The sequence below is a fragment of the Brakhagea baltica genome (genome assembly GCF_052161605.1).
Classification (GTDB): domain Bacteria; phylum Planctomycetota; class Planctomycetia; order Pirellulales; family Pirellulaceae; genus JBKCUI01.
The window spans coordinates 3957748-3982278 of sequence record NZ_CP197409.1; the positions used below are offsets into that span (position 1 = coordinate 3957748).

Consider the following 24531-nt stretch of genomic DNA (forward strand, 5'->3'; position numbering starts at 1 on the left):
CGTCACTAGGTTTTATGTTTACAACCTGAAAGTGTTCGTAAATCTTTGTGGAGCGACGAGGTTAAGTACGTTTTTGGGCTGAAATATGGAGGCAGAATCGATGCCGCCACTTGTCACCAAAAACCACAGTAATCTAATTGCCCTCTGTATACGATTGCGCCCGAGCGACATTCTCTAGCACGCCCTTCTATCGAAACTCAATTAGAAGGTTAGCAGCTATGCCCCTCAAGCCGCAAGTACATGGATTAGATCAGGATTCTGAGAAACCGTTCCAAGTTGCCAAGGTTGCACTCTCACTTATCGGCAAATTCGGCACGCCACCAACGCCCGAGGTCTACGAAGTGTGGTACCGTTACGCAGCGGGCGAGTCAGACGCAATTTCAGAGCAACTGAATTACGCAATAAACGATCTGAAAGAGGTTAGTGTCGATCGCTTGCGAGGAATTAGAGAACAGTTTCTACCTTCCAGTCAGCTCGGAGAAATCAATCACGATATTACCTCAAGGCTTGATTCCTTGTCACTCGCGATGCAGAGAACGATTGAAACAAAGAAGAAATCAATCGATAATTTCGAGAGTCAATTAGATGAAGCGTATTCAACTTTCAAAGTGGTTCAGCCAACTGAAGATCTTAAATCGGTCTTAGCGAATCTGATGCGCCGAACATCAGACATGAATGCGCAGATGTCAGAGATGTCATTGCGACTTGGTGAGTCCTCTGTCGAGCTCGCAATGCTACGCGAGCAAGTCAACGAGCTGAGGATATCCGCATTCACCGATCCTTTGACTGGAGTTGGGAATAGAAGAAAATTTGACCGTGAGATGGAAATGGTATTTGGCAACGTGACAGATACAAATAGCACCTATCTTCTCATGATCGATCTTGATAACTTCAAATCGATAAATGACGCCTTTGGCCATTGCTTTGGAGATGAGTCGCTGAAGCATGTCGCGCGCTCTATTCAGGAGTTCTTTCCTGACTCGGTGATTTGCAGGCTTGGCGGAGATGAGTTTGCGGCTATCGCCAACAGTTCAACAGAAGAAGCCATTGAAACCTCGCAAGAACTGTGCAATTACCTTACAAGGAATTCTGATTTTGCAGATGGCAGGAGCGAGATAAGTCCACAGGTTACCATTTCCGGCGGAGCTGCCCTTCTTCGAAGTGGCGAATCTGCTGATTCGTGGAAATCGCGTGCAGATAGATTGTTGTACAGTGCAAAATCTGCTGGACGTCAACAAATTCTTGTCGAAAGAGAAGGCTCCCGACGAAGAAATATTCCGGTGGAAGCGTGTTAACGCCAGCACTGTCCGCTGATCGCGCGGTATTTAAACACGCTAAGTTGACTAATCAACAAACGCAAACTCGTTGCTGAGGAGTAGCACTTGGCATAGCTGTACCCATGGATCAATTTTGGGGGATGGCAGCAAACTCGCCGAGGCGTCCTTGAAGTCGCGGCTCATGCTCCATGCGTCTTTGGCGAACTCCTTTGGCCACTTCACTCCCTTGATGCGAAACTTCCATTGGTAGCTGTCAAAGGCTGGGGATTCGCGACAATCGACGATAAAGTCGATCGTATCGCCGGCTTGCACCTCGATGTTGCTGATCGCAGTCTTGGTGTCGCTGTGAGTGACGGTCCATTCCTGGAGCTTGCCTACTCGGCTCGAAACCACCCGGGCTCGGACCCCATCACCTTGATCGGACGGGTGCTTTAGGTCTCCAGTAAGGGATATCTCGCCAGAACCGGGGGCGATCCAGCGAATGATAGTCGCGTGCTGCTGATCGTTGCCTGGGTGGCCGCCGTTTGCATTAATGCTGGTGTAGCTAAGTCGTTGGTCAGGCATATTCCCAGACCCCTGCCAAGAATCACCCGTGAAGTGCGGCAAGGGAGTGAACTGCACGGTACCATCTTCCTCATGGAAGGTGCCGTATCCGAACCGCCATTCCGTCTTGGGCTCCAACTCGCTCGGGTCTTTGGCGTTGGCTTCTGCTTGGGCCAGGAAATCCATCGCCAGCCGCAATTCGTCAGGCTCGGGCTCTCGAACCAAGGCAATGCGGAACAATGATCTGATACGCTCTTCGGCATCTTCGATCGAGGCTAGTCTATTAGCCAACGCGTCCGCTTGCTGGATAACGAATCGGGCATTGATCAGGTAAAGCGCTTGCTGCGGCACAGTCGTCCGTGCGCGTATTGCTTGACTGGCATCGGGGCTGGGGAGATCGAAGCTGGCTAGCAGACCAGGAATATCCTCTCGGTCCAAAAATGCATAGAGAGCGCGTCGTTTTGCATCCTCGTGAATCATGACCGAGCGACCGCCGACCGTTCGGTCCAAGGCATCGGTTGCCGCGAGCAAACGATCTCGCAATGGTTCGAACTCTAGTCGCTTTCGAGGCATTCGCCACAACAATCTGTTCTCAGGATCGACTGCGACACCAGCTTCGTTCTCATAGCTCGCTTGTTGCCAAGTCGAGGAGAGCATGATTCGTTTGTGAAGTCGCTTGATCGACCATCCATCGGCCATAAACTCAGTAGCCAAGAAATCGAGCAGTTCGGGATGAGAGGGGGGGTCGCCACGCGAACCGAAATCGCTGGCGGTAGATACTAGTCCCACACCAAAATGATGTTGCCAGACGCGGTTGACGATAACCCTAGCCGTCAACGGATTGTTGGGATTGGCGATCGCCTCGGCCAGCTCGAGCCGCCCGCTACCCTTCGTAAAGGGTTGGCCACCATCTACGTTTGACAGGAGTTGTAAGAAGCGACGTGGCACTTGATCGCCTCGGTTACCCGGTTGTCCTCGTCGGAAGATGTAGGGATCGTATAGATTCGGTTTATCGACCATGACCATGCCACGAGCGGGAGCTCCCGAATGCGTCATCTCCACTGTCTTAATCTTGCCGAGTTCAACGTTGTACTGATTGCGTTCTGCTTGATCGAGATGGGCGATCATTTGGTCTCGGTTGAGCGAGGTGGGATTGTCTGCTTCCAAGAACGCGACTCGGATTTGTTCGTCGGCATCAGCCTCCATACGCTCGAGACCTGTGTTCCCCTTCTTTAATTCCTTCCACTGAGAGAACACGGCTTCTGATTCATCGCCTATCGATTTCGCGACCTCGATGATCGATTTAGGTTCCAAGCGGCGGAGTGCCTCGACGATGCGGGCATTGAATTCGTTGAGATCGGAGGATTTGGGATCGAGCAAAGCTTTGGCACCCGCTTCGAAGTCCTCCTGTGATAGCTTGCGGAATGGTGTTAACACGCCCCAAACGGGATGGGCTCTTCCGGCGTCGGACTTCAGGTAGTTATGCCATCGGCCAACAGCAGGAGGACGCATGGCCCCTCGGTCTCCAATTCGCTTTACATCCTTTGCATCGTTAGGAGGTAACGACTTGGCAAAGTGCACCAAGTAATCCGCTGTGCGAGATCGCAATTCGTCTTCGGTTGAGATCCGCTTTTGATCGAGCCAATGTTCGACTTCTTTCTCCTTTTCGGCTTGGGCGGCGAGGAACTCGCTGTAGCCAGGCGTTTGGGTTGGATCGCCGAGGAGTGGCAGCTCACCCGGCTCTTGCGAGCTGGCAAAAACGCCGTAGAGCGAATAGTAATCAGCAGCGGGCACGGGATCGTATTTGTGATCATGGCATCGAGCACATGCAACACTCGTGGCCAAAAAGGCTCTGGTAACAACATCGATTTGATCGTCGATGATATCATTCGGATTCCCCATAAATTTGCGACCGACAGTGAGGAAGCCCATTCCGGCCAAGCGATGCTTTTGGTCTTCGCTGAGATTGAGATGATCCGCTGCGATCTGATCGATGATAAAGTCGTTGTAAGGCTTATCCTCGTTGAAGGCATTGATAAGGTAATCGCGATAGGTGTAGGCATAAGGGTATCGAGTGTCTCGGCTTCCTGCTTGATAGCCGGTTGTCTCCGCGTAACGGGCCAGATCCATCCAATGCCGCGCCCAGCGCTCGCCATAGTGTGGACTGGACAACAACCGATCGATGACACGCTCCAGAGCCGAGTCGGATTCATCGTGCAGAAACGATTCTAACTCTTCATAGGTGGGTGCCAGTCCCGTCAAGGAGAAGTGAGCTCGGAGAAGCAGCGTTCGTTTGTCCGCGCTGGGGCTCGGAGTGAGGCCCGCACCTTCGAGTTTGTTCAGTATGAAACGATCGATTGCACCGGTGGTCCACGCGTTATTCTGCACCGCTGGCGGTTCGTAAGTTCCGAGAGGTCGATAGGCCCAGTGGGATTCGCGTATCTGTTCGATGCGTTGGGCTGGTGGCAGGGCGTTTACTAATTCTGATTCGTCGGTTTTGGGCCAGAAAGCTCCTGACTGAATCCAAGCTGCTAGGATCGCGATCTGTTCATCAGGGATTTTGCCATCCGGAGGCATTTGATAGCTGGCGTCGGAGTAGTGCACCGCTTTCATGAGGGGACTGTTCTCGGGCTCGCCGGGAACGATTACCAGCCCAGAGCTTCCCCCTTTGGTAACAGCGATATGAGCGTCGAGTCGCAACCCTCCCGATTGTTCGTCGGCACCGTGACAGGAAATGCAGTGCTCGACGAAAATCGGTCGCACTTTCGACTCGAAGAATGTCTCCTGCTCTGTGGTGTCCTGAGCCACTAGCAACGGCGAGAATGGAAGGCTAATTGCCCATGCTAGAACGAACGCGAACAACCACACTTTGCGGAATGCGTTGAGGCCATCGAGATTGCGGATAGAGCTGTGCAGAGGAATTGATTTATTCAAGGCTCGAAGATCCATGAAAGTGTGGCAAAGAGAGCCGGGTGGGAATACCATGTCATTCTAGGTCGGTCGACGCGGAATAGCAATATTCCTTATTTTACTCGAAGAATTGCCAGCTCAAAAACAATGATTCTTACTAAGAATTGGCTGGCTCCCTCCATGGGGAGCTTGTTCGTTCGCGGCCTGATGGCCGCTGTATTGTTGATCCAACCGTCATGGGGCCAGGAATGGCCCTTGGTGGGAGAAACCGTGGAGCCGCAGTGGACCACGGACGGGAATCAATTTTGGTTTCAAAGGACACTAGGGGGCCGCCAGAAAGAATTCCTATTGGTCGATGCTGCTGAGGCTCGCCGGGAACCACTGTTCGATCACGCGGTAGCCGTCAAAGCAATTCAGGAAAAGACAGGTGTTAGCGAACTCGAAATTCGGCGAACTTGGAAAGTGGTGGAATACTCTAAGTCGTCGGGAGTGGTGACATTGACCGCTGCGAGAGCTCCTCTCAAGATCGATCGCAGCTCCGGAGCAATTGAGTGGCTCGAAGCTGATGCGGCGGCTGTCGGCGGCTCGAGTCTTTTCTTGCCCGTTCGACCTTCGCGGTCAGGTGGCGAATCGGTCAACTTTAAAGTCGACAACAAATGGACCGAAGAGATCGAGCTCCTCTGGATCAACACTACCGGCGAGCTAGTTCCGTACGGTACTGCTGCGAAGGGGCAGTCGTTTTCCTCGGGAAGCTACGCAGGCCATGTTTGGCTCCTGCGATCGAAAGATGGAAAGCAGCTTGGGTGTATAGAGCTTCCTGATCAATCGGAAACGGTTGTTGAGTTAACCGAGGAGACTGTATCAGCCGTCAACACAGAGAGCCCACGCTCGCGGCCCGACAATCGAAATCGAGGTCGGGCAAGAAACCGTACACCAGGGCCAGCTGGTCCAGCGAGTCGTTCGGGAGTGCGGCTCGTCGTTCGTGATCACGACCTATGGCTAATCGAACCGACTTCGGATCAAGCTGCAACGAGCGAAGACTCTCCGCAACCGTCCTCGTCTGAAACGAACAACGAAGTCCAACTAACATTCGATGCCAAAGGGGATAACTCGTTCCGACGCACGGTTCAACGAGAACGACTCATGAGCATGCAATACACTGCTCAAGATCCACCTGCGAATGTGGCTGACGTGAATTGGTCTCCAAACGGAGCCTATGCGATCGCTTGGCAGACGACAGTTGTGCCGGAGCGAATTGTACAAATCGTTCATGCTTTACCACAAAATGGACAACCAGCACTGGTCGAATATCCCTATGCAAAACCAGGTGATCCGATTCCTAGCAAAACACCTCGAGTAATCGACATCGAGAATCAAAAAGAGGTACCACTACCAAAAGACCTCTTCGCAAACCCGTGGGAAGTTCGATTGGAGCGATTCAGCGCTGATGGGAAAGTCGCTTGGATTTACTACAACGCACGTGGGCACCAAACGATTCGCGTCGTGCGAGTCGATTTGGCGACCGGCGAAGCCAAGGTTGTTATCGAAGAAACCTCTCCGACATTCCTCCATTACTCCGACGGGGCCAAGTATCGACTAAACTGGTTGGATGATGCCACCGCGCTCTGGAGTAGCGAGCGAAGCGGTTGGAATCATTTGTATCGCATCGACATGAACTCCGGAAACGTGATCAACACCGTGACAGCCGGAGAATGGAACGTCAAACGAATTAATGAAGTTCGCGACCAGACGGTCTACTTTTATGCGGTGGGATTAGCTGCCGACCAAGACCCCTATCATGAGCATTTTTGCCGAGTAGAGATTGATGGAACCGGATTCGTGCAACTGACCGACGGTGACGGCAATCATTCGGTCCAATGGTCTCCCAATCGCGACTTCCTTCTGGATCGGTACTCACGAGTGGATTTGCCACCGGTACACGAACTGCGTCGAGCATCTGATGGTACGTTGGTTTGTGAGGTCGAGCGAGCGGAGTACGTCGGCTTGGATTCCGAAGAGCAACGCAGGCTTCTCATGCCAGAACGATTTGTTGCACCTGGGCGCGATGGCAAGACTCCGATTTGGGGAATTGTACATTGGCCCAAGGACTATGACCCATCCAAATCATATCCCGTGATCGAGTCGATCTATGCAGGGCCCCACAGTCATCACGTCCCCAAAAACTTTCGGCGAGGACGTTCCTTCCAGGATTTCACTTCGGCCGGATTTGTCGTGGTGCAGATCGATGGCATGGGTACTGCTTGGCGATCAAAGGAGTTCCATGATGTGTCTTACCGCAATCTAAAGGATGCTGGCTTTCCCGATCGCATTGCTTGGATCAAGGAGTTGGCCAACAAGTATCCGAATCTGGATCTGAATCGCGTCGGTGTTTTTGGAGGTTCGGCGGGTGGGCAGAATGCAATGGCAGCTCTACTCTGGCATAACGACTTCTACAAAGCAGCCGTGGCCGATTGCGGTTGCCACGACAATCGCATGGACAAGATTTGGTGGAATGAGCAGTGGATGGGAACGGTCGAACCTGGGGACCACTATTCAAAAAATTCCAACGTCGACAACGCACATCTATTGCAGGGCAAGCTGATGCTGGTGGTGGGTGAGTTGGACCGGAACGTGGACCCCGCATCGACGACACAGGTTGTGGCCAAATTAATTGAAGCGAACAAGGACTTTGATTTTCTGCTCATGTCCGGTGCTGGACATGGTGCCTGCGAATCACCTTATGGAAGAAGACGACGGCTGGAATTCTTCAAAACCCACCTGCTGCCGTAAGCAACAGGGGCCCGCACGGAGGAAAACCCTCGGTGAATAAGTGGGCTTGATCCTACTGTTCGCCCCTACAGGGAAAGCGGGCGCGTAAAAAAACCGGCGATAAACGCCGGTTTGAGAGGCTCCGGTGGGAGTTGAACCCACGCATGGCGGATTTGCAATCCGCTGCCTTAGCCACTTGGCTACGGAGCCAAACTGAAGAGCAAGCAAATTATAGGACTTTGCCGGTTAGGTCAAGCCCGCATTCTAGCGAGTCTAGGAGAAGATCAATCTCCGCCTCCGAGACACTTAGCGGGGGAACGATTGGAATGCAATCTCCCAAGGGACGCAGCCAAACACCTTTCCGCAATGCCACCTCGCAAACAGCTTTCGCTCGCAGCCCTCCCTGGCGTAGGACGACCGCTCCCAAAGCTCCTAAGTGAGTGACCGATGCAACATCGTCATGGTTCGCTAACTTCTTTAGACGGTTTCTCAATTGCTCCTGTCTCGCTCGAAATTCCTCACTCGATAGCTTGTCCATCAATAAATCCAAGCTGGCATGAGCTGCCGCAGCACACAGTGGATTGCCCCCATAAGTGTGACCGTGATACAGCGTTTTGCTAGCATCACCCAAGAACGCTTCAAAGATCGTTGTCGTAGTCAGGGTCGCACTCATAGGCAAATAACCTCCCGTGAGCCCCTTGCCGATGCACAATAAATCAGGCTCTACCCTCTCTCGCTGACTGGCATACAACTCACCGGTCCGCCCTAACCCTACAGCGATCTCATCCACGATCAGCAACGTTTCAAATTCGCGGCATAATTCTGCCATGCCTCTCAGGAACCCAGCCGGTTGCAGAACCATCCCCGCCGCACATTGCATGAGTGGCTCGACCACAACACCCGCGACCTGGCCTCGGTTTTGCTCCAACAACTGCCGGTACTGAGCCAGGTAAAACTCCTTGCTAGGCAAATCCTCTTCGTAAGTCCTGAAGTTTGATTCCGTTCGAATCGCTGGACAGGGACCACGCAGTACAGGGAACAAGATCGGTTTGAACATCTCATGAAAGCGAGGTACCCCGCCCAAGGAGACGGTCCCGAGCGTATCCCCATGATAAGCGCTTCCTAAAGCAACAAACTTCGTGCGATTCGAGTCCCCGGATTGAATCCAGTATTGGAATGCGATCTTCATCGCGACTTCTACCGCAGAAGCCCCATCGCCACAAAAGAAAACGTGATTCAAGCTCCCTGGAGCGGTATCAACCAATCGTTTTGCCAATGTGATCGAAATGGGATGGCTCATGCCCAAGTTCGTTACGTGAGCCACCTTGTCTAGCTGGTCACGAATCGCTTGGTCAATCTTCGGATTTCTATGTCCGTGAACATTGCACCACAGCGAACTGGCTCCGTCGAGGAATTTTTTTCCGTGAATGTCGGTCAGCCAGCATCCCTCGGCAGACTCTATAATGAGCCCTTGATAATCGCTCATTTGCGAGAAAGCATGCCAGACAACTCGTCGATCGAGTTGGATTAATTCTTCTTGGTTCATGATGTAGTTCGAGTACTTGTCGCCTGGTCCGGTAGCTTAATCGGGTAGCTCGATCACCAGATTCTCGCCGACTACTTTGATCGGATAGACCTCGGCTTTGATCTTTGGATTATCGACCCAGCAACCATCCTTTAAGTCGAATTGCCAAGCATGCCATGGACAAGCGACCGTTCCCTGATGCAGGCAACCTCCCGCAAGCGAAGCCCCCATATGCGGACAAAAGTCATCCATCGCATAGTATTTGCCATCATGCAGAAAGACAGCGATCATGCGATTATCTACCGCAAAAGCTCTTCCCTCATTCTCAACGATCTCTGTTACCGCTGCGACCACAAATTCTCTAGGCATTCTCGGACAACTCCATTCTTAGAAAGTTCAACGCGGTTTTGGAAAGCCTAGGGTAAAGTACATCGGGATGAGCCCCGACTGTTAACGATTTTTTCTTGGGAGCTTGCGCACCGTGCACGAAGACCATTTCAAACTGGGTTGAAGGCATCGTCGTTGCCGAGACGATCTCTTCCAGTGTTGGATAGACACCTACAGCCAAACACGCGTTCAGCGTTGGGTCGAGATTCATCAATTCCTCGGCCAGTCGTTCGAGCTGCTCATCGGCGGGACCCACATCAGGAAGCGAGGGTAGCCACTTGGCGTTTCGCAAGCCCCCTCGTTGACCGTATCGAAAATGCTTGGCCAGCGAGGGAGCAACCCACGCACCTGCACCGACCTCAATGACCCCGAGCGAGATCGCTTTGTGCTGCAACACGTCAGCAACAGCTTCATCCAACTCTACTTCTCCTACGCCAAATACCAATTCCCCTAGCTTGTCATAGATGAGTTTTTCCGTTGATTCGATTTTGACTCGAAACTCCTCTTCCGACGCACACAACGCACCGATCCTGAGTGTGATGGTCGCCTTGGAAACGGTGATGCCAACGACCGGGTCGCGGTCCCTGGCGATGAGATCGGGCAGTTCGCGTTCCACGTCACTTTCGCCGATGCCAAAGAGTTTTAAGGACCGATAGTACCATCGCAGCTTTCCGACTCCGATTTCATTGATCAAGGCCGGCGCAACGGTTTGTTCATACATCTGCCTCATTTCCGCAGGTACACCCGGCAGACAGAACAGCCGGCAGGGATTCATGGAGCCGGGTATCATAAGGTCGATCCCGGGTGCGGTTCCATGCGGATTGGGAATGATCTGTGCCCCGGATGGCAAAAGGGCTTGCACCCGATTTCGTTCGGGCATTGGGCGTTGTCGCTGGGCGAAGAGGGAGGAGATATGCTCAAACGCCTCGGCGCGAAACTCGAGAGGACGATCGAATGCTGCGGCTACGGCTTCCCGGGTCAGATCGTCTGCTGTTGGCCCCAGACCACCACTGGAGATAATGATATTCGCTCTTTGGGCAGCCGTTCGAAAAACCGCGACGTTGTCCGTCAAGCGATCTCCAACGGTCGTGTGAAACGACGTTACAACCCCCAAATCGCTGAGATGGCGGCTGATCCATTGGGAATTCGTATCGAGACGATTACCGCTGGTCAATTCGTCACCGATAGATATGACTTCTGCAATCAATGAACTTTTCGCCTCAAATTTGTAGTTTTGCCAGTTGGATTTACCAGTAACGATCACATGATTCCCTACAGTATACGCGGGCTTTCTATTCCCCCAAGGGATCGCCAATTCCATTCACTCTAGCTATCCTGGAAAGCTGACCTGCTAAGGGTATTTCCCTTCCCACCAAAAGACTCGCCTCTTTCCAAGTATTCCCCCCCCCTAGATATCCTTTCCGCCATGAATCACCGTATGTGTTACTCGCTTGTCAGTCTGGCCCTCCTGCTGACAGTCGCGTTAAGTTTCACCACCTTGGCTGACGAGCCCGATGCCTTAGACCAGTCCCCTTTTCCCAAGCCTCCGTCGATCAAGGGGTTGCAGGTTCAGATGGTGGATGACGCCATCCAGTTGGGCATCCATCACGCTGGCATCAATTTCTCCATAAACGGTCTCTACGCCAATCCGAGTTCAGCTAACGGATTCGAGTGGCAGAGCAATGGAAAGCGTTTTGTCTTTAACCGTGCCTACGTGGAAGCCATCGATAGACAGATCAAACCATTGTCCGATGCAGGAATTGTCGTCTATCTAATCTTGATCGCTTATCCGACCTCGGTCGCGGAGATCGACAAAATCGTGTTGCATCCCGATGCAGACGCCGATCGCAAGTACACCGTTGGGGCCTTTAACATCAAAACCGAGGAAGGACGAGAGTGGTTTCAAGCTGCCGTCGAGTTCCTGACCGATCGCTACAGCAGTCGGAGCAACGAGCATGGTCGAGTTTGGGGCTGGATCATCGGCAATGAAGTGAATAGCCATTTCATGTGGCACAACCGTGGACCGTGTTCTCTTGAAGAGCTTGCGGACAGCTATGAGATTACCGTTCGCATCGCGCACGATGCTCTTCGGAAAGTCTCAGCTCATGCCCGCGTCTATCTTTCCTTTGATCATTACTGGACCGTATCGCATCTTCCCAACGAACCCTTGAAGTCGGTGCCAGGTCGAGATTTGCTAGAAGCCTTTGCTAATGTCGCCAAATCCCGAGGAGACTTCGAATGGCATGTCGCTTGGCATCCTTATCACAGTAATTTGTTCGCAACGGATTTGTGGGCGGACAAGCAAGCTCCTGAGATTGTGGATGCCCCCAAGGTAACGTTTCGCAATCTATGGGTTCTAGCCAAGCGGCTCGAACAGCCTGACCTGTTATGGCAGGGTAAGCCTCGGCGCATCATTTTGTCCGAACAAGGCTTTCATAGTGTCGATACGCCAGAAGGAGCCAACAAGCAGGCTGCTGCATTTGCTTATGCGTGGAAACAAGCCAATAGCGTCCCGACGGTCGATGCGTTTATTTATCATCGCCATGTCGATCACGCACACGAGGGGGGACTCAACCTGGGGCTTTGGAAGAAGGTTCCTGGATCGATTGCCAACCCAGGTGAGAAGAAGCCTATCTACGACCTATTTCGCAAAGCAGCAACCTCTGACTGGGATGAAGCTGCAAAAGTATATCCACTCATCTCGCCGTAGTTTTCATACCTTTTCTGCGTTGTAAACCCAGTTGGCTGCGAGGATTTGATACATATGGTATAACGTCAGCTATCTTGGCTTGATCGAACCTCTACACCAATTCGGTACCCTATTCATGCAGAAACCACGTGTTGTCATTGTCGGTGGTGGGTTTGCAGGCATGATGTGTGCCAAAGCCCTAAAGAATACTCCCGCTGAGATTGTGCTCATCGACCGCCGAAATTTCCATCTTTTCCAACCACTACTCTATCAGGTCGCTACCGGAGGATTGTCTCCCGCCAACATAGCGGCTCCCCTTCGATGCATATTTCGACGTCAATCGAACGTGCAGGTCATCTTGGGAACCGTTGCAGGCTTTGACCGAGAATCTAATTCCGTCGAAATGGAGGATGGTACCACTTGCAAATTTGACTTCTTGGTTGTCGCCACGGGGGCGACTCATCACTATTTTGGTAACGATTCTCAATGGGAACCCATAGCCCCTGGACTCAAAACGATCGAAGATGCCACCAAGATCCGTCGCAAAATTTTGCTCGCCTTCGAAAAAGCAGAACGTTGTCCTGATCCCGAGACCATTTCAAGACTCCTAACTTTTGTCGTCGTTGGAGGTGGCCCGACAGGTGTGGAAATGGCAGGCTCTATTGCCGAACTAGCTAAGCAGACGATGCGACGTGATTTTCGCGCGATCGATCCTACTAAAGCACGCGTCATTCTGATTGAGAACAACCTACATGTTTTGGAGCGATATCATCCGTCTCTATCCCGTCGAGCAGCCAATGATCTAGAAAGTCTCGGAATAGAGCTGTTCAACGAAACTCGATTGACAGAAGTTCATCCCAATCATGTTGTCGTGACGCGGCATGGGGAATTGTCTGTCATCGAAACGGAAAACGTGGTTTGGGCTGCTGGTGTTAAAGCCTCTCCGTTGGCCCAAAAGCTCGCGGAGACTTACAGTTTGTCGTCCAATATAGTTGGTGGCGGGCGAGTCACCGTCACGCCCCACTGTTCACTCGAAGGCTTTCCCAACATCTTTGCACTCGGTGACATGGCTAACTTCACCGGAGTAGACAACAAGCCTCTGCCAGGAGTCGCACCGGTCGCTATTCAACAAGGGGAGTACGTCGGAAAAAGAATCCATGGCATGATCATGGGGACCAGCGATGACAAATCGTTTCGCTACTGGGACAAGGGGAATATGGCCACTATCGGCCGCTCGCGTGCTATCGTGGAATCTGGAAAGTGGCGGATGACTGGCAAACTAGCGTGGCTAGCTTGGCTGTTCGTGCATATTTTGTACTTGGCCAAGTTCGAGAATCGGGTCCTAGTCCTGTTCCAGTGGTTTTGGAACTACATCACCCGCAATCGTACCGCGCGGCTGATTACGGGAGAGGAAGATTCCATTAGAGGATAACAAAAAAAGCCCATCCATATTGTCAGAGACAGATGGATGGGCCAAACGTTTGGTTGTATCCGTTGTGAACAGCCGGCGGTTTTGTTCCCCGGCTGTCTATTCCGGTGCGTCGATCTTGGCTTCGCTAGCTGCGGCTCGCAGTTTGCTGAGTGCTCTCGCCTCGATCTGACGGACTCGCTCCTTGGTCACTCCCATGGCTTCGCCCACCTCTTTCAAGGTGAGTGGCTCAAAGCGATGATCCAATCCGAATCGTCGCACGATGATTTGCTGCTCGCGTTGATCAAGCTTGTGCAAGATCTTTTGGATTTGATCTGTGCGGTTCGCTTGGTCAATCTCGGCTGCGAAGTGATCCGCACGCGAATCTTGTTGCAAATCGAACACCTCATCGGAACTCGTTCGGAACCGATCCTGATGCTTGAACTCACCAGGGATAGTCCGAGCAAAGTTCTTCATGATGGCCCATGATGCGTACGTGCTGAATTTGTTACCTCGCGAGTAATCGAACTTTTCTACCGCTCGAATCAGTGACATGTTGCCATCGCTGATGAGCCCGAAGAAATCATCGTTAGGTGCCATGTGACGCTTGGCAATCGAGACCACTAATCGCAAGTTCGCTTGGACGATCTGGTTTTTGGTTTCGACCGATTGCTCGTACAAGTTCTCGATCTGTTCCATGACTGCGATGATTGGTGACTTCAGGTTCAGACTATCGCGAAGCTGCGAAGCCTTGTGCTTAAGGTAGTTCATCTTGCGGAACAAGTGATACTCTTGTTCACGCGTCAGCAACTGGTTTTCGTAAAGGGCTGCCAAGTATGCTGGCAGACCGCTCGGCGATTTCATCTTGCGAACCGTCTCGGTGGCTACAGGCATTGGAGCCATGATCTCGTCGGTCATCTTCTCATTTTCGAAGATTTCGTTTGGAATGTAATCGAGAGGCAACTCCAGAATCTTGGCGGCTCGCTGCTCGTTGAGGATTCGGATGATGCTGCCTCGGGTGCGTCGGTATCGTTTTGCAAGTATCACGGTCGAAACTCCTCTGTGATGTTGTTGATAGATTGCTCGCTTGTCTTCCTCGGACAGAACATCTCTTTGTTCAGGGAATACAGCCATGGTTGGGTACTGTTGATCAAATTTCTTGATGGTGTAGCGAATGGTTTCGGTGCTGCGACCGACGTCCCTCGCGACCGTGCGAGCCACCTCGGAAAGGTTGGCACCGATGGACGCTATCCGTCGAGCGCGATCGATAATGTCATCTCGCTCGACCTCGGTAAGCTGGGTGAAACGTTCTCCCCGCTTGACGCGGCTCTTGTTTTGCGACACGAACCGCTCGACGCTCGAATGAAGGAAACCGACTCGCTTGCGTCCCTCGGTGAGGAACCTACGCGATACGAGTCCCTGATCTCTCCAACGTGAAATAGTCTTCGTCGAAACATTGAACATCTTGCTAAGATCTTCAACGGTGTGAACAGGTTCGGAGGCTTCATCGACTCGTAAATTCATCGAGTCGGTAATGTCCTCGACGAATAGCCGCAGATCATGCACCGCATCGGTACCCTTGATCAAACGGTAACCCGTACTATCAGGCCGCACATCGGTGACGCGATAGAACAGAAAGTCAAATGGATAGTCGCGCGAAGGATCTAACTCTGCCAACAGTTTCTCGGCGCGGTCCGCTTGCTCAATCCGCTTCCCTCGTGGAGCGAACTTGATTTGCTGATCGCGTAATTCGCGTAGTAAAACGATTCTGTAGTCATTGTTCATGGTTTCTGCTCCCTGCTGCGTTGTCGGTTTCTTTCGATCCTTGCGGTTCCCAACCGCGTTGCTCGACTTCGCTGTAAGGACTTAGCTCATTCCTTGAGCTAAAAGTACTCGTATCAATCGGAGTGTTCGCAACAACCACCGTGGCTAGCCCAGTTGGGAGCTAGCCCAGTTGGGAGCTAGCCCAGTCGGGCTCGCCGGTGGCTACTACTAACAATCGCACTTTGAAGTGACTCGTCTGGTCCAGCTCCCCTCAAGAAATTTTTGGAATCACTTCTCTTTTAGACGCAAATTGATGACCGTCGGTTCGCTCATCGTATAACGCTGGGGTGCCGTTTCCGGCGAGTCACACAGGTGTCTATTACGGAGCAACTGGTGGGCCAAATTCGCTTGGAGTGGCTCACAAGTCGCCAATATCGCCAGTAGGACTCCTAAATGGACAAAAATCGGCCTTTTTCATTAGTGCTTCCCATGCTGGTATCGGTACTGGTAATGCGACAGATGCTATGGCCCGAGTAAAGATTCCTGCGGGCGGTCACGATTATTGTAAAAATTGCAAAGAAGATTGACAAATTCAAGATTGAGCGTGGTAAATCACAGGATTTTGCATTTTCCCTGTCCTTCTGTATGGCTACACTTGAATTGTCGCGGTGGATCACTGCGATCCCGCCGTTTCGTTGGTTGTCTCAAAACAAGACAATTAGCATCATTTTGGTAACAATGCGTTCCAGTTCGTTTTTCGCTGTTTTTCGGTAGATCAGTGGCTTCAGGAACGGGTTGTTCAATTTTGAAAGATTGAGATGTTGTCATGTGCGTTGCAATGACCAGGCTTTTGACTCTCAAAGTTCTGTGTGCCTTAAGCATTCCCTGTCTCGCCCAAGATCCGAATTCGGACCCGTCCCTAACGACACTGCTGGAACGAGGCCAAACGATCTATGCGAACCAATGCGCGAGCTGCCACGGGGAGCGCGGCGAAGGAGTTTCCGGCAGTTACCCCGATCCGCTAATCGGTGATTCCACCATAAGCGAGCTGACCAAAACGATCGATGAGACGATGCCTGAGGGGGAAGCCTCGGAATGCGTCGCCGAAGACGCCCGAGCGGTTGCCCTTTACATCCACGGTGCATTCTACAGCGAAGATGCCCAACGTCGCCTCTCTCCACCCAAGTCTGCGTTTTCCCGATTGACCGCTGAGCAACTCCGCCAAAGCCTAGCCGATGTGTACGCCAAGTTCGATTGGCGAGCTGGCCCCAACACGGAGCGCGGTGTCAAAGGTCTTTACTTTGCCGGCGATCGATGGAACAAAGAGCAACTGAAAATCGAGCGCCGCGATGACACGATTCAATTCGACTTCGGGCGAGAAAGCCCCGGCGAGGGAATCGAGGCGGACTCGTTCTATATCTACTGGGAAGGTGCCCTCAAGGTCGACCGCTCCGGCATGTACGAGATTGTGATGCGAAGCACCTGCTCGTTCAAAATGGACTTCGGCAAGATCGGTCGCTTGTTCATCGACAACCACGTGCAGTCGGGGGACAAGACCGAGTTTCGTGAACGAATCTATTTGGTTGCTGGTCGATCCTATCCCTTCAAAATCGATTTCATCCAACGGAAACGAAAAACCGAACTTCCACCGGCCGTCGTCTCGTTATCATGGGTGCCTCCTGGAGGAATCGAAGAGGTCATACCCAAGCAGAACCTCCTGCCGAGCACTGGGCCGGGGACGTTTAGTTTACAAGCTCAATTGCCGCCGGACGATCGAACTTATGGCTACGAACGAGGTATATCCGTCAACCGGGAATGGGATCAAGCGGTGACATCCGCTGCGGTCGAGTTTGCCGATATCGTCGCCAAAGAAATCTATCCGAGATACACCAAGAAGAAAAAAGAGGAAAAGCTCGAGGGACGCGATGTGCTCAAATCCATGCTTCGTGAAATTCTCGATGTCGCGTTTCGTGGCGGCCTCTCCGAAGAGATCGCTCAAGTCTACGTCGATCAACAAGTCGACCAGACCGAGGACGACGCAGAAGCGATCCGGCGAGTGATGTTGCTCGGTCTGAAATCGCCACGGTTCCTCTATCCCTTGTTAGATTTGCAAAGCTCCAGATCGCAACAAGCTGCAAATCGGCTCGCCTTGATCCTCCACGATTCCTTACCCTCCGAGGATTGGTTACTTAAGAGGATCGAGAAAGGTGAGCTCGACTCTACCGAGCAAATTCGCTCCGCTGCCGAACGGATGATGGCTGATGATCGGAGCACCAATAAACTGCGTGGCTTGGTGCTCGAGTGGCTCAACCTGTCGCAATCACGCGACATGGCCAAAGACGAAATCCTTTATCCAGGCTTTGACGGAGCATTGATTCAAGATCTACGGTCCTCGCTCGACGCGTTCATCAACGATTGCATCACGAGCGAGTCCGCCGACTTTCGGCAGTTGCTTACCGCCGACTGGAGCTACACGACAAAGCGACTCGAAGAATTTTATGGTGAGACTTGGAAGCCGATTGAAGACAAGCCCGGCTTGCATCGCACGGCTGCGGGGGATTCTCAACGGCATGGAGTTCTGACCCATCCCTATCTCATGAGCCGTTTGGCTTATCATGACACTACGTCCCCGATCCATCGTGGCATCTTCTTGATTCGCTTCGTGCTCGGGCGGACGCTAAGACCACCGATGGATGCGTTCGCGCCTTTGAGCCCCGATTTGCACCCCGACTTGACCACCCGCGATCGGGTAACGCTCCAGACGAGCCCTCAGAATTGCCAAGTGTGCCACCTAAAAATCAATTCCCTGGGATTTGTTCTGGAAAATTATGACGCGGTCGGACGGTACCGTGACAAGGAACGCGGAAAGCCTGTCGATACCAGCGGTGGCTACCTGAGTCGCCAAGATTCTCGAGTAGAATTCGGGGACGCGGCAGAATTAGCTGCGTATTTGGCAAACTCCCCTGACACTGTGCAATCCTTTGTAAACCGTGCTTTCCAGTACTTTGTGAAGCAACCTCCCGCAGCTTTTGGGCTGGAAACCTCAGAAAAACTAGCTGAAAGCTTCGTCGCAAGCGGATACAATATGCAGCGGCTGATCGTTGACATCGCCGTGATCGGCTCCACTCCTGCCCCATCGGAAACTTCCCCTCCAAACATCCTACCTTCCCAAAACGAGGAAACGCAATGAAGTCCATCTCTTCAAGACGTGAGTTCCTTCTCAAAACTGGCGTTAGCGCGGCAGCCGCAAACTACCTGTTGAACCTGCCAAGCCTAGGTTGGGCAGCGGCCTCTGGGACTCCTAAGAAAAAGCGGCTGGTCTTTATCTTCAGTCCCAACGGCGTGATCCCCAAACACTTTTGGCCGGACACGCTAGGGAGCGATTTTGACATCAAACGGATTTTACAACCGCTCGCCGATTTTAAGAGCCGTATGCTCACCCTGCATGGTGTCTGCAATCAGATCAATGGCGATGGGGACGGCCACATGCGCGGCATCGGCTGTTTGCTCACTGGGATCGAGCTGTTTCCTGGCGACGTCCAAGGAGGTTCGGATACGCCAGCCGGATGGTCCAAAGGTATCTCGATCGATCAGCACATCAAGAATCACCTCCAGTCCAATCCTGAAACGCAGACGCGATTCGGATCGCTCGAGTTCGGAGTCATGGTTCCTAAGCGGGCCGACACGTGGACCCGAATGTCGTACTCGGGGCCGAACCAACCAGTCGCTCCGATCGATAACCCTTACCAAATGTTTGACAAACTTTATGGCCAAACCAAGAACCGAGAGCTGCTCGGCAGTGTCCTGGATGATCTAGTGGCCGATTTCCGTCGTGTTGAACAGATGGTCAGCGTCGAAGATCGCCGCATTTTGCAAAGCCATTTGGAAATGGTTCGCGAGTTAGAGCAAGAGCTGAAAATGGAAAGCGAACTCAAGGAAAAGACCACCAACGTTGGGCATGCGGTGCCAGCACTGCCGGCAAACGTCGACGAAGTGAACGACAACATTCCGCAGATTTGCAAGATGCAGATGGATATGCTGGTCAGCAGCTTTATGGCGGACTTTGCTCGCGTCGCAACGTTCCAGATCACCAACTCGGTCGGCGAGCCCAAGATGCGGTGGCTCGATATTTCCGAGGGGCACCATCACTTATCCCATGAACCAGATTCGAACGAAGACGCGTACGAAAAGCTTGTTAGAATCAATACTTGGTACTGTGAACAAGTTGCCTATTTAGCCAAGCGGTTAGCAGAAACGCCTGAGCCAGATGGTTCTGGCTCGATGCTCGATAACACGACATTGGTCTGGACAAACGAGCTCGGAAAAGGAAACTCGCATACCAGGAACAACATCCCGTTTGTTTTGGTGGGTGAGGGATGTGGGTTTAACATGGGGCGAGCATTAGGATATCGCAATGTACCGCACAACCGGCTGCTCATGAGCTTCAGCGAAGGCATGGGTATCCCCGTCAAATCCTTTGGAAATCCAGACTACTGTGGCGACGGGGCGCTAACGGATCTGATCGCCTAGAACTGAAGAAGAGAGCATGAGCCTAACGGTCGGAATCGTAGATTATCAAATGGGAAACCTTCGCAGTGTCGCGAAGGCAATCGAAAAGATTGGTGCCACCGCGATTGTTTCCAGCGATCCGACCGAGCTGGAGCATGCTTCACACTTGATTCTTCCTGGTGTGGGAGCGATCGGAGATGCCATTCGCGAGCTCAAGCAACGGAACCTCGTGCCTTGGATCAAGGATTGGATTCGCGAGGATCGGCCGTTTCTAGGTATATGCCTTGGCATGCAATTGCTGTTTGACTACAGCGAAGAAGGTGGAAGGCACGAAGGCTTATCGATTTTGCCCGGCCGTGTGATTCGTTTTCGTAATGACAATAACCTTGCTTGGGAGCATCGTAAGATTCCTCATATGGGTTGGAATCAGGTTTGGTCGACGAGGCCGAATGATGAGATGCTTAGTGGTATCGGTGATCAAGCATTCTTTTACTTCGTGCACAGCTATTACGTGGTCCCGGACGATCCGAGCTGTGTCTGGTTGCAGTGTGAGTATGGCCACAACTTTTGTGCAGCCGTTCGAGTCGGCAACATGATGGCGACGCAATTCCACCCAGAGAAAAGTCAGGGAAATGGTTTGCAGCTATTAACCAACTTCCTTCAGCTCTGCCCTCTTCAGCACTCCCAGCAGACAAGCACTTGAACACCCTTCTCAGTTCCGGGTTAGACCGGCCCGTAGCTGCTCCCTGTTCTTGCTGATACACGACTGGTACCACTACGTGATAATCCATGACCAAGAGTGCAATTGGTTTAAGTTTAGTCTGCAACTTCAACTTTGACTTAAACCAATGCTCGATCCATCTTCGAATCAAGAATCGGCAGACGTTTAATTTGATTCTGGCAACTGACCGACGGAGCGGTCAGCGACAATGTCGCGGATCGCTCCGCCGATCCGATTCTCCGTATCCCAGTTATCCCGACAATCAATACTACCACATGGCCGTGAACGGATACAAAAAGGCAGACGGCCGGAGATTACCTAATGGAATTGCTCACTCGGCCACATGTCGACGAAATCGACATCTCTAGCTGAAGTGTCGATTTCGCGTACATATCCAGAACTCATTGTCAGCACGTTTTGACAGCAAAACCGTGCCGAGCTAGCTCGCGGGTGCGGGGGGGCGGAGGAATGACCAGCCGAGCAGGATCCAGCCGATCATGAACATGACCCCGCCCATCGGCACTATGGACCAGTGGCCGAGCGTGTTGAATAACGACAAACTGTAAAGTCCCCCACTAAAGAAAAGGGTTCCAGACAAGAACATGCCACACGCAGCCCTGGCGAGGGAACTGCGGCTCGGCATAGACGATAGACCGACCGCTAGCATGGCCAGCGCGTGATACATTTGATAACGCACTCCAATCTCGCACTGCTCGAGCTTCTTGGCCACTTGCTCGTCGTCGAGCCCCGACTTCTTTAAGCGATCCGGCAGCCCGTGCGAACCAATCGCCCCTACGCCGACTGCGATCAATCCAAAAACCGTTGCAAACAAAACGATCCAGCGCGGTCCCATGCTTTAATCCAATCCTAATGCGAGTCCGTCGTTTCGACTCTCCGTTGCACCTTGCAAAGTACCGCGAACCTCGTCGATCAATATTCCTTGGTAACCACCCATCGAGCGGCGTGCGTACTGCACATCGTGCCCCATTCGCCTTAACTGCTCGATGGTTTCCCGAGGGATGCCTGATTCCACATGAACCGTTCCTCCAGGAGGTGTCTCCGGCACACCGGTCGGTGTCTCGCTTCCCTCATGGCGCACACGGGCCGCATCCCCAGCCATTTGAATGTTCATGCCATAGTCGATCCAGTTGACCAGTACCTGCACATGCCCTTGAGGTTGCATGTCGCCACCCATGACACCAAACACGAACGCCGGCTTGCCATCTTTGGTAACCATAGAAGGAATGATGGTGTGGAACGGACGCTTGCCCGGCTCCAATCGATTGAGATGGTTGGGATCCAACGAAAACAAGTTGCCTCGGTTCTGAATCGCAAAGCCCAAGTCGTCAGGGACCATCTGACTGCCAAAGCCGTAATAAACGCTTTGAATCAATGAGCAACAGTTGCGATCCTCATCCACCACGCACAGATAGACCGTGTCCCCCTCAACCAGCTTCGGATCACCCGCCTGTAGATTGGTTGAAGCCCGTTGTGGATCGATGCGTGCTGCTTGGAGCTTGCCATATTGCATCGAACTGAGTTGCTTGACCGGAATATCCTCGAATGCCATGTCGGCATAGTAACGAGCTCGATCGGCGAAGGCTAGCTTCTTGGCTTCCAAGAGTAAATGCAAATACTCGGCAGATCCCCATTTCATTTGCTTGACGGGATGCTGGCTCAGTACGTTGAGCATTTGAAGAACCGCGAGACCTTGTCCGTTCGGCGGAATTTGCCAAACGTCATAGCCTCTGTAGTTGGTCGATATTGGTTCAACCCATTCGTTCCGATGATTGAGGAAGTCGTCTTTGGTAAAGTAGCCACCGTTGCGATCGCTGAACTGAACGATTCGGTCCGCAATCGATCCCGTGTAAAAACTACCCAGCCCCTGCTCAGCGAGTTGTTTATACGTTGCGGCCAAATTTGGATTCTTGAAGACCTCGCCCATTTCAGGAGCGCGACCTTGCGGTAGAAACGTAGCCACGGAGTCAGGGTACTTGCTGAGGTTTTCCTCGGCAGCCTTCCAGAAACCTGCGATCACAGGTGAGACGGCAAATCCCTCTTCTGCTAGGCGAATCGCGGGAGCTAATACAGTTTCGATTGGCAATTTGCCGAACTTGCTATGCAGATCTTGCCAACCGGCCACGCAGCCTGGAACACTCCAGGATAGCGGACCATAAAGAGGGATCTCCGAAATGTTTTGCTCGGTGAAGACCGCTCGCGTCAGTTTCTGCGGGCTGCGACCACTCGCGTTAAGCCCGTAGAGTTTCTCCGATTTCGCGTCCCAAACGATCGAGTAAAGATCGCCACCGATACCGCAACTCATTGGTTCGACGACACCTAACACGGCGTTGGCAGCAATGGCTGCGTCAATGGCATTTCCCCCTTGCTGCAGAATGTCTACTGCGGCTTGGGTCGCGCGGGGATCGCTTGTGCAGGCCATACCCTTTTTGGCAGTAACAATAGACCGGCTTTGATGGATTGGTCCAAAGGGTCGGTCATAGGTACCGATCGCCGAATCCTCTGAGGAGTCTGGCTGTGGGGCTTGCCCGAAGCTCATCAACATAGCGCCATCGACCAACCATAAGAGAGCTAGGCAATGAATCGCAGAAATAATCATGCGACGCATTCGTGAAGCGAGAAAGGTTCGTTGTATTCTCATTGGTTCATCCACCTACATCGTCGGCGCGATAATCGTCGAGAGCTTCCTGCCAAAACGTGGTGGCTTCTCCGATCAATCTGGCACCGACCTGAGTAATTACTTTCATGCACAGAAAATTCGCAGCTCGGGCGGCCACTGCTGGAGCGTAGCCATGTGTTATACCGTAAAGGAAGGCGCCAGCGAACATGTCCCCAGCACCGGTTAAATCCTTTGGGTGGCATAGGAACGACGGAACATGGCATTCTGTTCCTTCGTAGTTAACAAAAGCCCCATTGGCACCATCGGTAACAACACAATTCGGTACGATCGATTTCAAGGCGTTAAAGGCAGTCGTGCTGTCCTCGGTTTTGGTGATCGCCATGGCTTCGGGGGCATTGCAGAATAGCAACGTGCAATCTTTTAAGGCTTCGTGAAGAGCATCACCGAAGACTTCTGGAATGAAGCCATCAGAGCAGGTGATGGCAATTTTGGTTCCCGATTGTTTCGCGCAGCGGATGGCTTCACGGATCGCGTGTTGTCCAGTTTCGGGGTTTGCGAAAACGTAGCCTTCGATAAAGAGCCATTCCGACTGAGCGATGCGGTCTGCATCGACGTGCTTGGCGGCCAAGTGACTGGAAACGGCCAAACAAGTCCGCATGGTGCGTTCCGCGTCTGGGGTCACCAGAACGAGGCTGGTTCCGGTGGTTTCGGAGACGATAACCGGGTTGCCAATATTGATCTTGAGATCTGCGAATTCCTCGACGTAGTGGAGACCGTAGCGGTCATCTCCAACGCACCCGATAAAGGCCCCTTTGCCGCCGAGTTGCGACATGCCGATAATAGAGTTTGCGACCGAGCCACCGCTGACTAGCCGCAGTTCGTGTCCTTTGGTGTTTAGCTGCTCCAGTAGGCCCTTTTGTTCAGCAGCATCGACCAAACGCATCGTGCCACGCTCAAAGCCCAGGCCCGCGAACTCCTCGTCTGAGGTTTCCAGAAAGATATCAACAATCGCGTTTCCGAGACCGCAAACGTTGTACGAACGCATTAAAAAACACCTTGGTGAGAGTGACGGGGGATATAGCAAATCGAACGACTTTTCGACACTTCTCGCTGATCGCCACCGTAAACGGGTCCTCACCCTCCCAGCGAAGCGACCGGGAGGGTCGGCAATCGAGCCTTAAGCGAGATTGCCGGGGAGGGCAGGACGCCGACCGATGCGTCGCACCCCTCCCCAGCCACGCTTTCGCGGGCTGACCCTCCCCAAACTCCGTTTGGGGAGGGTGAAGTCGGTGGCGTTCAGCGAAAAGTGTCGACTTTTCAAGTTTTATCCAGTCGCCGTCAACTGTCGATGCAAAACTAACGCTTTCCCCTACTGATTGCGATAATTTTGG

The 24531-nt window shown here is 52.5% G+C and carries 16 protein-coding genes and 1 tRNA gene; 8 read left to right on the forward strand and 9 right to left on the reverse strand.

Annotated features, from left to right (window positions below; genetic code table 11):
* Positions 1–218: 218 nt before the first annotated feature.
* A complete protein-coding gene (locus SH449x_RS15180; protein WP_482376920.1) occupies positions 219–1295 on the forward strand; it encodes a GGDEF domain-containing protein in 1077 nt (358 codons plus the stop codon).
* A 48-nt stretch (positions 1296–1343) separates the two neighbouring features.
* Here SH449x_RS15180 and SH449x_RS15185 read toward each other — a convergent pair whose 3' ends face one another.
* Positions 1344–4754 (reverse strand): PSD1 and planctomycete cytochrome C domain-containing protein, encoded by a 3411-nt coding sequence (locus tag SH449x_RS15185; protein WP_482376921.1) that lies wholly within the window; start codon positions 4752–4754, stop codon positions 1344–1346.
* 123 nt (positions 4755–4877) lie between these two features.
* On the opposite strand from SH449x_RS15185, the gene SH449x_RS15190 reads away from it, so the two are divergent.
* On the forward strand, positions 4878–7520 hold the full coding sequence (locus SH449x_RS15190; protein WP_482376922.1) for a prolyl oligopeptidase family serine peptidase: 2643 nt from the start codon (positions 4878–4880) through the stop codon (positions 7518–7520).
* Between the two features lie 116 nt (positions 7521–7636).
* On the opposite strand, the gene SH449x_RS15195 is transcribed toward SH449x_RS15190, so the two are convergent.
* The 4 genes from SH449x_RS15195 to SH449x_RS15210 all read right to left on the reverse strand — a co-directional run bounded on the left by SH449x_RS15195 (position 7637) and on the right by SH449x_RS15210 (position 10732).
* Positions 7637–7709 (reverse strand) — tRNA-Cys (locus tag SH449x_RS15195).
* Positions 7710–7728: 19 nt separating this feature from the next.
* The gene (gene bioA / locus SH449x_RS15200) at positions 7729–9045 is read right to left on the reverse strand and encodes an adenosylmethionine--8-amino-7-oxononanoate transaminase (RefSeq protein ID WP_482376923.1); all 1317 of its coding nucleotides are present in this window, start codon (positions 9043–9045) and stop codon (positions 7729–7731) included.
* A gap of 36 nt (positions 9046–9081) precedes the next feature.
* Positions 9082–9393, reverse strand: coding sequence for a Rieske (2Fe-2S) protein (locus SH449x_RS15205; RefSeq protein WP_482376924.1), 312 nt, complete (start codon positions 9391–9393; stop codon positions 9082–9084).
* On the reverse strand, positions 9386–10732 hold the full coding sequence (locus SH449x_RS15210) for a competence/damage-inducible protein A (RefSeq protein ID WP_482376925.1): 1347 nt from the start codon (positions 10730–10732) through the stop codon (positions 9386–9388). Before SH449x_RS15210 ends, SH449x_RS15205 begins: the two co-directional genes overlap by 8 nt.
* Before the next feature lie 105 nt (positions 10733–10837).
* Here SH449x_RS15210 and SH449x_RS15215 point away from each other — a divergent pair, with 105 nt between their 5' ends.
* Positions 10838–12121 carry a DUF5722 domain-containing protein gene (locus tag SH449x_RS15215; RefSeq protein WP_482376926.1) on the forward strand — a complete coding sequence of 428 codons (1284 nt, stop codon included), beginning with the start codon at positions 10838–10840 and terminating at the stop codon, positions 12119–12121.
* Positions 12122–12236: 115 nt separating this feature from the next.
* Complete coding sequence (locus SH449x_RS15220; protein ID WP_482376927.1) at positions 12237–13532, forward strand: NAD(P)/FAD-dependent oxidoreductase; 1296 nt, start codon at positions 12237–12239, stop codon at positions 13530–13532.
* 96 nt (positions 13533–13628) lie between these two features.
* Here the strand turns inward: SH449x_RS15220 and SH449x_RS15225 are convergent, their stop codons facing one another.
* Positions 13629–15293, reverse strand: coding sequence for a sigma-70 family RNA polymerase sigma factor (locus SH449x_RS15225; RefSeq protein ID WP_482376928.1), 1665 nt, complete (start codon positions 15291–15293; stop codon positions 13629–13631).
* An 805-nt stretch (positions 15294–16098) separates the two neighbouring features.
* Here SH449x_RS15225 and SH449x_RS15230 point away from each other — a divergent pair.
* The 4 genes from SH449x_RS15230 (at position 16099) to SH449x_RS15245 (ending at position 20870) form a co-directional block, all read left to right on the forward strand.
* Positions 16099–18462 (forward strand): DUF1588 domain-containing protein, encoded by a 2364-nt coding sequence (locus SH449x_RS15230; protein ID WP_482376929.1) that lies wholly within the window; start codon positions 16099–16101, stop codon positions 18460–18462.
* A complete protein-coding gene (locus SH449x_RS15235) occupies positions 18459–19802 on the forward strand; it encodes a DUF1552 domain-containing protein (protein WP_482376930.1) in 1344 nt (447 codons plus the stop codon). The genes SH449x_RS15230 and SH449x_RS15235 overlap by 4 nt, the downstream gene beginning before the upstream one ends.
* Positions 19803–19818: 16 nt before the next feature.
* Positions 19819–20484: an imidazole glycerol phosphate synthase subunit HisH gene (gene hisH / locus SH449x_RS15240; protein ID WP_482376931.1), complete on the forward strand. Its 666-nt coding sequence runs from the start codon at positions 19819–19821 to the stop codon at positions 20482–20484.
* Positions 20485–20570: 86 nt separating this feature from the next.
* Positions 20571–20870 (forward strand): hypothetical protein, encoded by a 300-nt coding sequence (locus SH449x_RS15245; protein WP_482376932.1) that lies wholly within the window; start codon positions 20571–20573, stop codon positions 20868–20870.
* Between the two features lie 71 nt (positions 20871–20941).
* Here SH449x_RS15245 and SH449x_RS15250 read toward each other — a convergent pair whose 3' ends face one another.
* Genes SH449x_RS15250 through SH449x_RS15260 form a run of 3 tightly spaced genes read right to left on the reverse strand, consistent with a single transcriptional unit; the run spans position 20942 to position 24185 of the window.
* Positions 20942–21355 (reverse strand): DUF423 domain-containing protein, encoded by a 414-nt coding sequence (locus tag SH449x_RS15250; protein ID WP_482376933.1) that lies wholly within the window; start codon positions 21353–21355, stop codon positions 20942–20944.
* A gap of 3 nt (positions 21356–21358) precedes the next feature.
* Positions 21359–23161 carry a gamma-glutamyltransferase gene (gene ggt, locus SH449x_RS15255; RefSeq protein ID WP_482376934.1) on the reverse strand — a complete coding sequence of 601 codons (1803 nt, stop codon included), beginning with the start codon at positions 23159–23161 and terminating at the stop codon, positions 21359–21361.
* Between the two features lie 4 nt (positions 23162–23165).
* The gene (locus SH449x_RS15260; protein WP_482376935.1) at positions 23166–24185 is read right to left on the reverse strand and encodes an adenosine kinase; all 1020 of its coding nucleotides are present in this window, start codon (positions 24183–24185) and stop codon (positions 23166–23168) included.
* Between the last annotated feature and the right edge of the window lie 346 nt (positions 24186–24531).